The 14,357-nt window shown below is 44.7% G+C and carries 9 protein-coding genes, 3 tRNA genes and 3 rRNA genes; 6 read left to right on the top strand and 9 right to left on the bottom strand.

Annotated elements, in window-relative coordinates:
* Nucleotides 1-43 precede the first annotated feature (43 nt).
* The 4 genes from CYG50_RS03435 (at nucleotide 44) to CYG50_RS03420 (ending at nucleotide 1,901) form a co-directional block, all read left to right on the top strand.
* Entirely contained in the window at nucleotides 44-376 is a 333-nt protein-coding gene (locus CYG50_RS03435) for a YfiM family lipoprotein (protein ID WP_102138273.1), read from the top strand.
* A gap of 112 nt (nucleotides 377-488) precedes the next feature.
* The gene (locus CYG50_RS03430) at nucleotides 489-812 is read left to right on the top strand and encodes an antibiotic biosynthesis monooxygenase family protein (protein WP_102138272.1); all 324 of its coding nucleotides are present in this window, start codon (nucleotides 489-491) and stop codon (nucleotides 810-812) included.
* Nucleotides 805-1,194 carry an amino acid-binding protein gene (locus CYG50_RS03425; protein WP_102138271.1) on the top strand — a complete coding sequence of 130 codons (390 nt, stop codon included), beginning with the start codon at nucleotides 805-807 and terminating at the stop codon, nucleotides 1,192-1,194. Before CYG50_RS03430 ends, CYG50_RS03425 begins: the two co-directional genes overlap by 8 nt.
* Nucleotides 1,176-1,901, top strand: coding sequence for an ArsR/SmtB family transcription factor (locus CYG50_RS03420; RefSeq protein ID WP_231068684.1), 726 nt, complete (start codon nucleotides 1,176-1,178; stop codon nucleotides 1,899-1,901). Before CYG50_RS03425 ends, CYG50_RS03420 begins: the two co-directional genes overlap by 19 nt.
* A gap of 203 nt (nucleotides 1,902-2,104) precedes the next feature.
* Here CYG50_RS03420 and CYG50_RS03415 read toward each other — a convergent pair.
* The 9 genes from CYG50_RS03415 to rluD all read right to left on the bottom strand — a co-directional run bounded on the left by CYG50_RS03415 (nucleotide 2,105) and on the right by rluD (nucleotide 12,702).
* Nucleotides 2,105-2,181 (bottom strand) — tRNA-Asp (locus CYG50_RS03415).
* 60 nt (nucleotides 2,182-2,241) lie between these two features.
* Nucleotides 2,242-2,357: ribosomal RNA gene (gene rrf / locus CYG50_RS03410) — 5S ribosomal RNA — on the bottom strand.
* Between the two features lie 151 nt (nucleotides 2,358-2,508).
* Nucleotides 2,509-5,639 (bottom strand): 23S ribosomal RNA (locus CYG50_RS03405).
* Between the two features lie 222 nt (nucleotides 5,640-5,861).
* Nucleotides 5,862-5,937 (bottom strand) — tRNA-Ala (locus tag CYG50_RS03400).
* A 138-nt stretch (nucleotides 5,938-6,075) separates the two neighbouring features.
* Nucleotides 6,076-6,152, bottom strand: a tRNA-Ile gene (locus tag CYG50_RS03395).
* A gap of 65 nt (nucleotides 6,153-6,217) precedes the next feature.
* Nucleotides 6,218-7,757 (bottom strand): 16S ribosomal RNA (locus tag CYG50_RS03390).
* Together the 16S, 23S and 5S rRNA genes with 3 tRNA genes alongside form the textbook arrangement of a ribosomal RNA operon.
* A gap of 536 nt (nucleotides 7,758-8,293) precedes the next feature.
* Nucleotides 8,294-10,867, bottom strand: coding sequence for an ATP-dependent chaperone ClpB (clpB, locus tag CYG50_RS03385; protein WP_102139719.1), 2,574 nt, complete (start codon nucleotides 10,865-10,867; stop codon nucleotides 8,294-8,296).
* A 123-nt stretch (nucleotides 10,868-10,990) separates the two neighbouring features.
* Nucleotides 10,991-11,725 (bottom strand): purine nucleoside phosphorylase YfiH, encoded by a 735-nt coding sequence (gene yfiH, locus CYG50_RS03380; protein WP_102139720.1) that lies wholly within the window; start codon nucleotides 11,723-11,725, stop codon nucleotides 10,991-10,993.
* Nucleotides 11,725-12,702 carry a 23S rRNA pseudouridine(1911/1915/1917) synthase RluD gene (gene rluD / locus CYG50_RS03375; RefSeq protein ID WP_102139721.1) on the bottom strand — a complete coding sequence of 326 codons (978 nt, stop codon included), beginning with the start codon at nucleotides 12,700-12,702 and terminating at the stop codon, nucleotides 11,725-11,727. Before rluD ends, yfiH begins: the two co-directional genes overlap by 1 nt.
* A gap of 137 nt (nucleotides 12,703-12,839) precedes the next feature.
* Between rluD and bamD the strand changes: the two genes are divergently transcribed.
* On the top strand, nucleotides 12,840-13,571 hold the full coding sequence (gene bamD, locus CYG50_RS03370) for an outer membrane protein assembly factor BamD (RefSeq protein WP_102139722.1): 732 nt from the start codon (nucleotides 12,840-12,842) through the stop codon (nucleotides 13,569-13,571).
* A 315-nt stretch (nucleotides 13,572-13,886) separates the two neighbouring features.
* The gene (gene raiA, locus CYG50_RS03365) at nucleotides 13,887-14,219 is read left to right on the top strand and encodes a ribosome-associated translation inhibitor RaiA (RefSeq protein WP_102139723.1); all 333 of its coding nucleotides are present in this window, start codon (nucleotides 13,887-13,889) and stop codon (nucleotides 14,217-14,219) included.
* Nucleotides 14,220-14,357 lie beyond the last annotated feature (138 nt).

Genomic DNA, 14,357 nt, shown 5'->3' with positions numbered 1-14,357 from the left:
GCTTTTATTTTGCTACTTTAATTTTCTAGGTATCTCAGCAAATATGTTCAAGTCACTAATCATTAGCTTATTTATGCTCGTTTTGACAGGATGTCAGGGTTTCCATTGGGCTAATGATAATTGGCAAGGCAAAGATAAAGCTCAGCATTTTGCATTTTCAGCGGCTATGGCTGCAGCTGGCAATGCTTATGCAGATAAACAAAACATACAACACCGTGATGCGGCCATATTCGGTATTCTGTTTTCAGTATCTCTTGGCGCAGCAAAAGAGCTTTATGATAGCAGGCCTGCGGGCACCGGTTGGAGTTGGCATGATGTTGTCTATGATGTAGCAGGGTCAATAGCGGGTTACAGTTTATATCAGTCCTTAAAATGACCCGCCTTCTTTTCCCTATCTTTTAAATTCCTATTTTCAATATTTCGCTCACCATCGAAGTATCTATAAATTAAATCCTTATAGTTGAGCTTTATACACTAAGGAGTATTTTATGATTGCCGTCATTTTTGAAGCCATCCCAATACCTGCGCAAAAAGACCGTTATTTCGAATTGGCAGCCAAACTTAAATCTGAACTTATGAATATTGAAGGGTTCATTGCTGTCGAGCGTTTTCAATCTGTCACAACGGAAGGAAAAATCCTCTCACTTTCATGGTGGGAAACAGAGGAAGCTATAAAAAAATGGAAAAACCATTTCATGCATATCAATGCACAAGTTGAAGGGCAACAAGCCATTTTTTCCCATTATCGAATTCGAATTGCTCATACACTAAAGGATTACTCATTCAATAAAGAGGATAGCTCTGATGTATGACATTCATGTTATTCTTGAAAATCAAGTAGGTGCTCTAGCTCTGTTAGCAACAACATTAGGGAAACATGGTGTTGGTCTTGAAGGCGGTGGCGTTTTTTCTATCGGAGGAAAAAGCCACGCTCACTTTCTTGTTACCCAGCCAGAAAAAGCGCGTAGTGCCTTAGCAACTGTGGGTTTACAGATTGAAAGTACTATACAACCGGTTATCCGCAAATTGAAACAAGAGCGTCCAGGTGAACTCGGCGAAATTGTTTCTCAACTCGCACTTCACCAAATTAATATCTTAGTTCAATATAGCGACCATAATAATAGGCTAATATTAATAACAGACAATGATATGTTAGCCGCTGAAGTGACGAAACAATGGGAAAGCCAACCATGATACCCAGCAAAAATAGCATTCTCATTGAAGAAAAAGAACCATTAGAACAATCCATCGCAAAAGTTGCTTCTGCAATTGCTGATCCTTCAAGGGTCAGCATTTTGTGTGCATTAATGGATGGCAGAGCATGGACAGCAACAGAATTAAGCGCAGTTGCAGACATAGCGCCATCAACAACAAGTGCACATCTAGCTAAGCTTTTAAATAGCCACTTAATTAGTTGTCTATCTCAAGGAAGGCACCGCTATTATCGACTTGCAGGCTCAGACATTGCCGAATTATTAGAAACATTAATGGGGGTATCTATGAAATTGGAGTATACCCTCCCAATAACAACGCCTATACATCTACGAAAAGCACGCACCTGCTATGACCACTTGGCAGGAGAAATTGCTGTTAAAATATATGAATTTATGGATAAAAATGGCTGGTTTATGGCTAAAGAGAATAAATTATCCATAATTGGTGCCGAGCAATTCAAAAAATTGGGGATAGATATTGTTCCTCATACAAAACGGAAAATAGCATGTGCTTGTTTAGATTGGAGTGAAAGACGTATGCACTTAGGAGGGCTCGCAGGATCATTACTGCTACAATTCTTTGAAGAAAACAAATGGATAGATAAAACAAAAGGCTATAGAGACGTTACTTTTACTTCCAATGGCAAGAAAGCCTTAAAGCGTATATTTGATATTAATATAGCTTAAATTCTCCCCCCAAATAGTGAACAGTTACTTTCTATCCTAAAACGATTTAGTAATATACTTGTAGAACCAATTAAAGCAGACGTAAGACTGTGTTTTCCTCAAATAACGCTTCAAGCCACCTATTATGGCTCATTATCCATAAAACCCAATAATATTAATGATATAAAAAAACCCCGTGATTTTCATCACGGGGTTTTGATAAGTGGCGGAACGGACGGGACTCGAACCCGCGACCCCCTGCGTGACAGGCAGGTATTCTAACCAACTGAACTACCGCTCCACTTATTCTTTTTGCCTCTCGGCTGCTTACTGCTAATTGAGCAATAAACCTTTAATTAATGTCTGGCAGTTCCCTACTCTCACATGGGGAGACCCCACACTACCATCGGCGCTACGGCGTTTCACTGCTGAGTTCGGCATGGGGTCAGGTGGGACCACCGCGCTATTGCCGCCAGACAAATTCTATTTATTCCCGTTTAATGTCACTTTCGTGCACTAAACCAGAACGTCAATCTCAAACAAGCTGTGTGTCCTTCACCTCTCGGCTTCTCACTCTTTCTTGAAAAACAACTCAATCTCTCAATCTCTAAAACACCTTCGGTGTTGTCAGGTTAAGCCTCACGGTTCATTAGTATTGGTTAGCTCAACATATCGCTATGCTTACACACCCAACCTATCAACGTCTTAGTCTTAAACGTTCCTTTAGGACCCTTAAAGGGTCAGGGAAGACTCATCTCAAGGCAAGTTTCCCGCTTAGATGCTTTCAGCGGTTATCTCTTCCGCACTTAGCTACCGGGCAATGCCATTGGCATGACAACCCGAACACCAGTGGTGCGTCCACTCCGGTCCTCTCGTACTAGGAGCAGCCCCTTTCAATCTTCCAACGCCCACGGCAGATAGGGACCGAACTGTCTCACGACGTTCTAAACCCAGCTCGCGTACCACTTTAAACGGCGAACAGCCGTACCCTTGGGACCTACTTCAGCCCCAGGATGTGATGAGCCGACATCGAGGTGCCAAACACCGCCGTCGATATGAACTCTTGGGCGGTATCAGCCTGTTATCCCCGGAGTACCTTTTATCCGTTGAGCGATGGCCCTTCCATTCAGAACCACCGGATCACTAAGACCTACTTTCGTACCTGCTCGAGCCGTCACTCTCGCAGTCAAGCTGGCTTATGCCTTTGCACTAACCGCATGATGTCCGACCATGCTTAGCCAACCTTCGTGCTCCTCCGTTACTCTTTGGGAGGAGACCGCCCCAGTCAAACTACCCACCAGACACTGTCCGCACCCCAGATAATGGGGCAACGTTAGAACATCAAACATTAAAGGGTGGTATTTCAAGGTTGGCTCCACGCAGACTGGCGTCCACGCTTCGAAGCCTCCCACCTATCCTACACATCAAGGCTCAATGTTCAGTGTCAAGCTATAGTAAAGGTTCACGGGGTCTTTCCGTCTTGCCGCGGGTACACTGCATCTTCACAGCGAGTTCAATTTCACTGAGTCTCGGGTGGAGACAGCCTGGCCATCATTACGCCATTCGTGCAGGTCGGAACTTACCCGACAAGGAATTTCGCTACCTTAGGACCGTTATAGTTACGGCCGCCGTTTACTGGGGCTTCGATCAAGAGCTTCTCCTTACGGATAACCCCATCAATTAACCTTCCAGCACCGGGCAGGCGTCACACCGTATACGTCCACTTTCGTGTTTGCACAGTGCTGTGTTTTTAATAAACAGTTGCAGCCAGCTGGTATCTGCGACTGGCTTCAGCTCCATCCGCGAGGGACTTCACCTAGCGCCAGCGTGCCTTCTCCCGAAGTTACGGCACCATTTTGCCTAGTTCCTTCACCCGAGTTCTCTCAAGCGCCTGAGTATTCTCTACCTGACCACCTGTGTCGGTTTGGGGTACGATTAATGATAATCTAGAGCTTAGAGGCTTTTCCTGGAAGCGGGGCATGAGCTACTTCATCACCGTAGTGACTCGTCATCGAACCTCAGCATGTAGTGAACCGGATTTGCCTAATTCACCTGCCTACATTCTTAAACCGGGACAACCGTCGCCCGGATAGCCTAGCCTTCTCCGTCCCCCCATCGCAATTATCACCAGTACGGGAATATTAACCCGTTTCCCATCGACTACGCATTTCTGCCTCGCCTTAGGGGTCGACTCACCCTGCCCCGATTAACGTTGGACAGGAACCCTTGGTCTTCCGGCGTGCGGGTTTTTCACCCGCATTATCGTTACTTATGTCAGCATTCGCACTTCTGATACCTCCAGCATACCTCACAGTACACCTTCACAGGCTTACAGAACGCTCCCCTACCCAACGAACGTATCCTTAAACTGACTGCCTGACGTTTCCGCCTCGACTTTGTTGGACGCATTGACGTCGCTTCGCTCCGTCAATCGTTTTGATACATCTGAGTATCACTTAATCAGTTTAAGTGATACGTTCGCTGCCGCAGCTTCGGTGCATAGTTTAGCCCCGTTACATCTTCCGCGCAGGCCGACTCGACCAGTGAGCTATTACGCTTTCTTTAAATGATGGCTGCTTCTAAGCCAACATCCTGGCTGTCTGAGCCTTCCCACTTCGTTTCCCACTTAACTATGACTTTGGGACCTTAGCTGGCGGTCTGGGTTGTTTCCCTCTTCACGACGAACGTTAGCACCCGCCGTGTGTCTCCCGTGATAACATTCTTCGGTATTCGTAGTTTGCATCGAGTTGGTAAGTCGGGATGACCCCCTAGTCGAAACAGTGCTCTACCCCCGAAGATGAGTTCACGAGGCGCTACCTAAATAGCTTTCGGGGAGAACCAGCTATCTCCCGGTTTGATTGGCCTTTCACCCCCAGCCACAAGTCATCCGCTAATTTTTCAACATTAGTCGGTTCGGTCCTCCAGTTAGTGTTACCCAACCTTCAACCTGCCCATGGCTAGATCACCGGGTTTCGGGTCTATACCCTGCAACTTATTCGCCCAGTTAAGACTCGGTTTCCCTACGGCTCCCCTATACGGTTAACCTTGCTACAGAATATAAGTCGCTGACCCATTATACAAAAGGTACGCAGTCACCCCACCCCAAAGCACATTCACTGCTTGTTTTGTGTGTTGGACGTCGCAAAAAGCGCTCCGTCAACGCGTGTTGAATGCCACTTCAAAGTTGTCCTCAACACCAGAAAATGCTTTGGTGGTGGGGCTCCCACTGCTTGTACGTACACGGTTTCAGGTTCTATTTCACTCCCCTCGCCGGGGTTCTTTTCGCCTTTCCCTCACGGTACTGGTTCACTATCGGTCAATCAGGAGTATTTAGCCTTGGAGGATGGTCCCCCCATATTCAGACAGGATAACACGTGTCCCGCCCTACTCGTCGAGTTCACAACACTAACACCTTCGGATACGGGGCTATCACCCTTTACTGCCGGACTTTCCAGACCGTTCTCCTGATGCTAATGCTGATTAAGACTCTGGGCTGCTCCCCGTTCGCTCGCCGCTACTAGGGGAATCTCGGTTGATTTCTTTTCCTCGGGGTACTGAGATGTTTCAGTTCCCCCGGTTCGCTTCGTTTGACTATGTATTCATCAAACGATAGTGCAACGAATTGCACTGGGTTTCCCCATTCGGAAATCGTCGGTTGTAACGGTTCATATCACCTTACCGACGCTTATCGCAGATTAGCACGTCCTTCATCGCCTCTGATTGCCTAGGCATCCACCGTGTACGCTTAGTCGCTTAACCTCACAACCCGAAGGTGTCTTTTTTGTCACTCGACACAAAACCCGACGGCTTCTGTCTGTTGACGACATCTTCAAGTTGAGATTTTTGAGAGACTCTCACATTGTTTAAGCGATAAACAATGTGCGTTGTTTTCAATTTTCAGCTTGTTCCAGATTGTTAAAGAGCATAATTATTCGCAATAGACTAGTTGACTAATCTATTCTGAATAATCAGAAAAATTTATGGTGGAGCTAAGCGGGATCGAACCGCTGACCTCCTGCGTGCAAGGCAGGCGCTCTCCCAGCTGAGCTATAGCCCCATAAAGGTATTTTTCGGTATCGATGAATCTCTTTATAAGATTTTCTTATTCGAGGTCTTTTTTCTTAGGCAAGGCGTGGATTAGCGAAGTTTACTTTTGGGTAAACGAGCTGAGCCATAACGCAACATAAGAGAAAAGTGGTAGGCCTGAGTGGACTTGAACCACCGACCTCACCCTTATCAGGGGTGCGCTCTAACCACCTGAGCTACAAGCCTATCGATACCGCTACTCTATTTCATCAGACAATCTGTGTGAGCACTTCACAAAAACACTTCAATGGTAAGGAGGTGATCCAACCGCAGGTTCCCCTACGGTTACCTTGTTACGACTTCACCCCAGTCATGAATCACAAAGTGGTAAGCGCCCTCCCGAAGGTTAAGCTACCTACTTCTTTTGCAACCCACTCCCATGGTGTGACGGGCGGTGTGTACAAGGCCCGGGAACGTATTCACCGTAGCATTCTGATCTACGATTACTAGCGATTCCGACTTCATGGAGTCGAGTTGCAGACTCCAATCCGGACTACGACGTACTTTATGAGTTCCGCTTGCTCTCGCGAGGTCGCTTCTCTTTGTATACGCCATTGTAGCACGTGTGTAGCCCTACTCGTAAGGGCCATGATGACTTGACGTCATCCCCACCTTCCTCCGGTTTATCACCGGCAGTCTCCTTTGAGTTCCCGACCGAATCGCTGGCAACAAAGGATAAGGGTTGCGCTCGTTGCGGGACTTAACCCAACATTTCACAACACGAGCTGACGACAGCCATGCAGCACCTGTCTCAGAGTTCCCGAAGGCACCAAAGCATCTCTGCTAAGTTCTCTGGATGTCAAGAGTAGGTAAGGTTCTTCGCGTTGCATCGAATTAAACCACATGCTCCACCGCTTGTGCGGGCCCCCGTCAATTCATTTGAGTTTTAACCTTGCGGCCGTACTCCCCAGGCGGTCGATTTAACGCGTTAGCTCCGAAAGCCACTCCTCTAGGGAACAACCTTCAAATCGACATCGTTTACAGCGTGGACTACCAGGGTATCTAATCCTGTTTGCTCCCCACGCTTTCGCACCTGAGCGTCAGTCTTTGTCCAGGGGGCCGCCTTCGCCACCGGTATTCCTCCACATCTCTACGCATTTCACCGCTACACATGGAATTCTACCCCCCTCTACAAGACTCTAGCTGACCAGTCTTAGATGCCATTCCCAGGTTAAGCCCGGGGATTTCACATCTAACTTAATCAACCGCCTGCGTGCGCTTTACGCCCAGTAATTCCGATTAACGCTTGCACCCTCCGTATTACCGCGGCTGCTGGCACGGAGTTAGCCGGTGCTTCTTCTGTCGGTAACGTCAATCGTTGATGATATTAGCATCAACGCCTTCCTCCCGACTGAAAGTACTTTACAACCCTAGGGCCTTCTTCATACACGCGGCATGGCTGCATCAGGCTTGCGCCCATTGTGCAATATTCCCCACTGCTGCCTCCCGTAGGAGTCTGGGCCGTGTCTCAGTCCCAGTGTGGCTGATCATCCTCTCAGACCAGCTAGAGATCGTCGCCTTGGTGAGCCATTACCTCACCAACTAGCTAATCCCATATGGGTTCATCCGATAGCGCAAGGACCGAAGTTCCCCTGCTTTGCTCCTAAGAGATTATGCGGTATTAGCTACCGTTTCCAGTAGTTATCCCCCTCTATCGGGCAGATCCCCATACATTACTCACCCGTCCGCCGCTCGTCAGCGAGAAGCAAGCTTCCCCTGTTACCGCTCGACTTGCATGTGTTAGGCCTGCCGCCAGCGTTCAATCTGAGCCATGATCAAACTCTTCAATTAAAAGTAGCTTGATGCTCAAAGAATGTTACTGTCGTTTGATTTCCGAAGAAACCAAATTACCTATTAGTTCATATATATGAATTAACGTGTTAGTCACTCTTCAAGACTTAAAATCAAATATTTTTTTGATAGTGTCCTGTGAGTGCCCACACAGATTGTCTGATAAATTGTAAAAAGAGCGTTGCAACTCATCTTTCGATGTCGACACCTGATTTCGTGAACCGGGTCGTTGTTGCGAGGAGGCGTATATTACGTTTTCCTCCGTGAGAGTCAAGCAATTTTTTGCTTTTTCTTTTCAGAATCTCTCGCTGCCGTTTCAGTGTTCATCGCGCTTTGCGTTGTCTTGTTCCCGGTCAGTGGTGGCGCATTATAGGGAGTCAGAAAAATCTGGCAAGTGTTTTTTTGAAAAAAACTTTCAAGTGACTACATTTTATACTTTACGACCAATTCTCAAACAAAAAAAGCAGTTTTATACGTAATTTGATATAAAAAAGGTGGCTAATGATAGCCACCTTTTGATTCTACAATAATATCAATTACTGTTTAGCAACAATTTCGTCATTTTCTACATCTAAAATGACTGGTTTACCTGGCAATAACCTACCTGACAAGATTTCTTGTGCCAGAGGGTTTTCAATTTCCTGCTGAATTGCACGTTTCAATGGCCTTGCTCCGAAGATTGGGTCAAAACCAGCCTCCCCAATTTTCTCAAGTGCAGCTGGTGTTGCGCTGACTTCATAGCCGTGCTCTTCAAGACGTTTGTATAAACGAGCCAGTTGAATATTAGCAATATTCGTAATTTGCTCTTTACCTAATGGATGGAATACAACGACTTCATCGATACGGTTAATGAATTCAGGCCTGAAACTATGAGATACCACTTCCATTACCATATCTTTCATTTCTGAATAACCAATCATGCCAAACCTTTCTTGGATTAAGTCAGAACCCAAGTTAGATGTCATAATGATCACCGTATTACGGAAGTCTACCGTTCTACCTTGCCCATCCGTTAAGCGTCCATCATCAAGCACTTGCAATAAAATGTTGAAAACATCAGGGTGTGCTTTCTCAACTTCATCCAATAAAATGACGGAATATGGACGACGTCGAATAGCTTCGGTTAAATACCCACCTTCTTCATAACCGACATAACCTGGAGGTGCGCCCACTAAACGCGACACCGCATGTTTTTCCATAAATTCAGACATGTCGATACGAACCATTGCATCATCGCTATCAAACATGAAGTTTGCTAACGCTTTACACAACTCAGTTTTACCTACCCCTGTTGGCCCTAAAAACATAAACGAGCCAATTGGGCGATTTGGGTCTGATAACCCTGCACGGCTACGACGAATTGCATTCGATACTGCAACGACCGCTTCATCTTGCCCAATAACACGCTGATGGAGTTGCTGTTCCATGCGTAACAGTTTTTCTCTTTCGCTTTCTAGCATTCGAGATACTGGGATACCAGTCCAACGCGCTAAGATTTCAGCAATTTCAACATCTGTTACTTTGTTACGTAACAGTTTCATGCTTTTACCTTCAGCTTTCGTTGCTGCTTCCAGCTGTTTTTCCAATTCTGGAATTTTACCGTATTGCAATTCGGACATTTTTGCCAAATCACCCATACGGCGTGCTTTTTCCATCTCGATACGTGTATTTTCAAGTTCAGCTTTAATATGCTGAGTACCCGTTAATGATGCTTTTTCAGCTTTCCATTCTTCTTCTAACGCAGAATATTCACGCTCTTTCTCTGCAAGCTCTTCTTCTAACATTTCAAGACGTTTTTTACTTGCGTCATCCGATTCTTTTTTCAGCGCTTGCTGTTCAAGTTTGAGCTGAATAATACGACGTTCCAGCCTATCCAAGGATTCTGGTTTCGAATCCATTTGCATACGTAAACTTGCACCCGCTTCATCAATCAAGTCAATTGCTTTATCAGGTAACATACGGTCAGTAATATACCGATGTGATAACGTTGCTGCCGCCACAATCGCTGGGTCTGTTATCTGTACGTGGTGATGCAATTCATAACGCTCTTTTAAACCACGTAAAATGGCAATTGTGTCTTCAACAGATGGCTCTGCCACATACACTTTCTGGAAACGACGCTCTAAAGCAGGGTCTTTCTCAATGTATTGACGGTATTCATCTAATGTGGTTGCACCAACACAGTGTAATTCACCGCGAGCTAGAGCCGGTTTTAACATATTACCCGCATCCATCGCACCATCGGCTTTACCTGCACCAACCATGGTGTGTAACTCATCAATAAACAGAATGACGTTACCTTCCTGTTTGGCAAGATCATTTAGAACCGCTTTCAAACGCTCTTCAAACTCACCACGATATTTCGCACCCGCAATCAGCGCCCCCATATCCAGGGATAATACGCGTTTGTTTTTTAGCCCTTCTGGTATTTCACCATTTACAATACGTTGTGCTAACCCTTCAACAATTGCTGTTTTACCAACACCTGGCTCACCAATCAGCACTGGGTTATTTTTAGTACGGCGTTGCAGTACTTGAATGGTCCGACGAATTTCTTCATCTCGACCAATCACTGGGTCTAATTTGCCTTGCTCTGCACGTTCGGTTAAATCAACAGTGTATTTTTTCAAGGCTTGGCGCTGGTCTTCAGCGCTTTGGTCATTCACTTTTTCTCCACCACGCATCTGTTCTATTGCCTTTTTTAAATTATCTTTATTAACACCAGCAGCTTTGAGCATGTCTGCTAATGTCGTATTGGCTTCTAAAGCTGCGACAAGAAATAATTCTGAGGAGATAAACTCATCTCCGTGCTTTTGTGCCAACTGATCACATAAATTCAAATGACGCATTAAGTCACTTGATGGTTGAACATCGCCCGCTACACCTTGCACTTGAGGTAAACGCCCTAATGCATCTTCGACTTTTTGCTGAAATTGTACGGCATTCACGCCTAACGTCGTCAGCAATGGACGAACTGTGCCACCCTCTTGATTAAAAAGGGCACTTAATAGATGAATAGGTTCGATAAACTGGTTTTCGCGCCCAAGGGCTAGTGATTGGGCGTCAGCGAGAGCTTGCTGGAATTTATTCGTTAAACGGTCCAGACGCATAACACCTCCAATAAATGAGATTAAATTTGCTACTGGATACTAGATGAGGTCAGTTATTAAATATTCAAGTTTCGCAAGGAATTATTTCTGTTATATCCATTAATTTAGAACAAAACACCAACGCTAGGTATTTATCCATATTAATGATGCCATCCTGCCGGTTTTTCCTTCCCTTCGATAGGAAAAAAATCTGTTTTTATCTGTTACTGTACAAAAATCACCACCATAGACCTTCGTTACGCCAGCAGCCTGTAGTTTTTTACGTGCTAATAAATAAATATCAGCTAGATATTTATCATTATAAGGAATAAAGGCAGAGGCTAAATCAGATGATTGATTAACAAAAGCCTCTTTGACTTCTTTACCAACTTCAAATTTCTCAGCACCAATAGCGGGGCCAAGCCAAGCGATAATTTCATTTGCAGGACTAATAAACTGATTGATTGTATTTTCAAGAACCCCATGACATAGCCCGCGCCACCCTGCGTGGGCTGCTGCCACTTCCGTTCCTGCTTGATTAGTAAATAACACAGGCAAGCAATCCGCAGTCATAATAGCGCAAACTTGCCCTACCTGATTGCTATACACGGCATCTGCTTGCCTATTGTGAACTTTCTTACCAACAAGATTGAGCACATCCGTCCCATGAACTTGCTCAAGCCAAACAGGCTGTTGTGGCAGCTGAGCAAGTTTTTCAAGGCGCTGACGATTTTCACTGACGGCATTGGGGATATCCCCAACATGATCACCCAAATTCAAGCTATCAAAAGGTGGTAGGCTCACACCACCTGCACGCGTTGTACTACAGCTCGCTATGTTGTTAGGTTGTGGCCAATCAGGGAAAATCAATGTATTCATTACCAGTCCATATCGTCTTTATGCAGTTCAGTATCTGCTTTTAGAGCTTCAATAAGCTTAACCATATCATCAGGTAACGGTGCATGCCACTCCATTTGAATACCTGAAATTGGGTGATATAAGCGTAACATGGTGGCGTGCAGTGCTTGCCTATCAAAATTACGCATCACTTCCAGAAATTCTTCTGTCGCCCCTTTTAATGGACGCGGACGGCCACCGTATAAAGGGTCACCAATTAATGGATGATTGATATGGGCCATATGGACACGGATTTGGTGGGTTCTCCCCGTTTCCAGACGTAAACGTAACCGAGTATGGGCTCTAAAGTGCTCCATTATTCGATAATGCGTTACCGCAGGTTTCCCCATTGGATGAACAGCCATATGCGTTCTTTTAGTTGGATGACGAGAGATAGGTTCTTCTACCATGCCCCCCGCAGTCATACGGCCTACTGCAACCGCTTCATATTCACGCGTAATTTCTCTACGTTGCAATGCTTCAACGAGGTGGGTTTGAGCAGGAACTGTTTTTGCTACAACCATTAAGCCAGTGGTGTCTTTATCTAAACGATGAACAATACCGGCTCTTGGCACATCTGCAATTTCAGGATAGCGATATAACAACGCATTCAAAATTGTGCCATCAGGGTTCCCTGCACCAGGGTGAACAACTAAATCACGCGGTTTATTAATAATTAAGATATCTTCATCTTCATAAATCACATTAAGTGGGATATCTTGTGGTTCCCAGCGATTATCTTCTTCAATGAGGGCATCGATTAAAATTTGTTCACTGCCGAAAACTTTTTCTTTTGGCTTATTGATAACTTTGCCATTAACCTGCACTCTATCAGCTAAAATCCATTCTTTTATGCGAGAACGTGAATAATCAGGGAACAATTCGGCCAAAGCCTGATCTAAACGTTGACCAAGCTGTGATTCAGCGATAGTTGCACTAAGTTGTACTTGTTGAGCCATAAATTAATCTACTTTTTGGTGTTTGTATTTTGACGGCAGCGCCGTTTCATTTAAAATATATGCTATTGTAACTCGAATTTTGCCGGGAGCCTTATGGATAGACTCCCTCGAAACACTCAGAGGATAACCTACACGTGATGATACGTATGAAAAATCTGGTGGCTGCAGCCACGTTGAGCCTGATTTTAGTCGGCTGTTCCAGCACTCCTGAAGTCAGCCCTGATAGCTCCCCTGCTGAAATATATGCAACGGGTCAGCAAAAATTACAGGACGGCAATTTTAAAGCAGCGATTAAACAATTTGAAGCTCTTGATAACCGTTATCCATTTGGTCCATATGCTCAACAGGTTCAATTAGACCTGATTTATGCATATTATAAATCAGCAGAACTGCCAATGGCGATAGCTGCGATTGACCGTTTCATGCGTTTGAACCCAACTCATCCAAATATTGATTATGTCCTCTATATGCGAGGCTTAACCGCAATGGCTCTGGATGATAGCTTATTGCAAGGCCTTTTTGGTATCGACCGCTCAGACAGAGACCCACAGCATGCACGAGTTGCATTCAAAGATTTCAGTCAGCTAGTTCGCTACTATCCTAACAGCTTATACTCAAATGATGCGAGTAAGCGATTAGTCTTCTTGAAAGACCGTTTAGCGAAATTCGACCTTTCTGTTGTCGAATACTACAACAAACGCGGTGCTTATGTCGCGGTTGTTAATCGTGTTCAACAAATGCTAAAAGACTACCCAGACACAGAAGCAACACGTAATGCCTTAGCATACATGGAAATTGCTTATAATGAGATGGGGCTAAACCAAGAAGCGAATAAAGTTGCGAGTATTATTGCTGCAAACCCACAATAATAACATCGTGAGATCTAAAACAGCAGCCAAGGCTGCTGTTTTTCTTTGCTAGCGGCGATTTAGTTGCTTGCTCATTTAAGGGACTAATTTTAACCCAAAAAAAGCTCCGGCTATTTACCGTTCCCCTAGCCAACCCAATCAGTGTCCCTTAATCCATTCATTTTGGCAATGCTTTTTCACCCCTTTTTTATGTGAAATCACACTTCAGATTGCTGTTACTCTTCCCCTGAATGAGATGTGATCTACATCAATTTTTTCTTAGCAAGAATAGGTATTCTGAACTCAACAAAGACGGAAACAATGAGAGGTAACTATATGATAGTGAACATTACTAGCAAGCAAATGGACATTACCCCAGCGATTCGTGAGCACATTGAGAGCCGTCTAACAAAACTCGACAAGTGGCAAGTATCCCTGATAAATACCCATATTGTATTATCAAAAGAGCCACAAGGTTTTATGGTTGATGCCAACATAAAAACAGCGACAGGAAAATTGGTCGCAAGTGCCAAACATGAAGATATGTACGTTGCAATTAATGAACTAATTAACAAACTCGAAAGACAACTCAATAAAGTGCAACATAAAGGAGAATCAAGAAGAGCATATAATAGTGTAAAAGAAGCGAATAATACTGTTACGTTATAATTTTATATTATCTATCAACTAATCTTGAACCTTACAAACGCGCTCACTATGGGCGCGTTTTTTTATGTTTCTGATCCTTACCTATTGACTTCTTAGTGAGTATCGGGTTTATTTAAATTGAATCTGATTAAAGGTATT

It is taken from the genome of Providencia huaxiensis (assembly GCF_002843235.3).
GTDB classification, from domain to species: domain Bacteria; phylum Pseudomonadota; class Gammaproteobacteria; order Enterobacterales; family Enterobacteriaceae; genus Providencia; species Providencia huaxiensis.
Note: the sequence above shows the minus strand (reverse complement) of the source record. Positions and strands in the feature narration are given on the sequence as shown.

Bases quoted from the DNA above. Each gene is read 5' to 3' on its own strand.
- yfiH (WP_102139720.1), bottom strand. From the start codon at position 11,725: ATGAATACATTGATTTTCCCTGATTGGCCACAACCTAACAACATAGCG.
- CYG50_RS03430 (WP_102138272.1), top strand. From the start codon at position 489: ATGATTGCCGTCATTTTTGAAGCCATCCCAATACCTGCGCAAAAAGAC.
- CYG50_RS03420 (WP_231068684.1), top strand. From the start codon at position 1,176: ATGGGAAAGCCAACCATGATACCCAGCAAAAATAGCATTCTCATTGAA.
- rluD (WP_102139721.1), bottom strand. From the start codon at position 12,702: ATGGCTCAACAAGTACAACTTAGTGCAACTATCGCTGAATCACAGCTT.
- clpB (WP_102139719.1), bottom strand. From the start codon at position 10,867: ATGCGTCTGGACCGTTTAACGAATAAATTCCAGCAAGCTCTCGCTGAC.
- CYG50_RS03435 (WP_102138273.1), top strand. From the start codon at position 44: ATGTTCAAGTCACTAATCATTAGCTTATTTATGCTCGTTTTGACAGGA.
- raiA (WP_102139723.1), top strand. From the start codon at position 13,887: ATGATAGTGAACATTACTAGCAAGCAAATGGACATTACCCCAGCGATT.
- CYG50_RS03425 (WP_102138271.1), top strand. From the start codon at position 805: ATGTATGACATTCATGTTATTCTTGAAAATCAAGTAGGTGCTCTAGCT.
- bamD (WP_102139722.1), top strand. From the start codon at position 12,840: ATGATACGTATGAAAAATCTGGTGGCTGCAGCCACGTTGAGCCTGATT.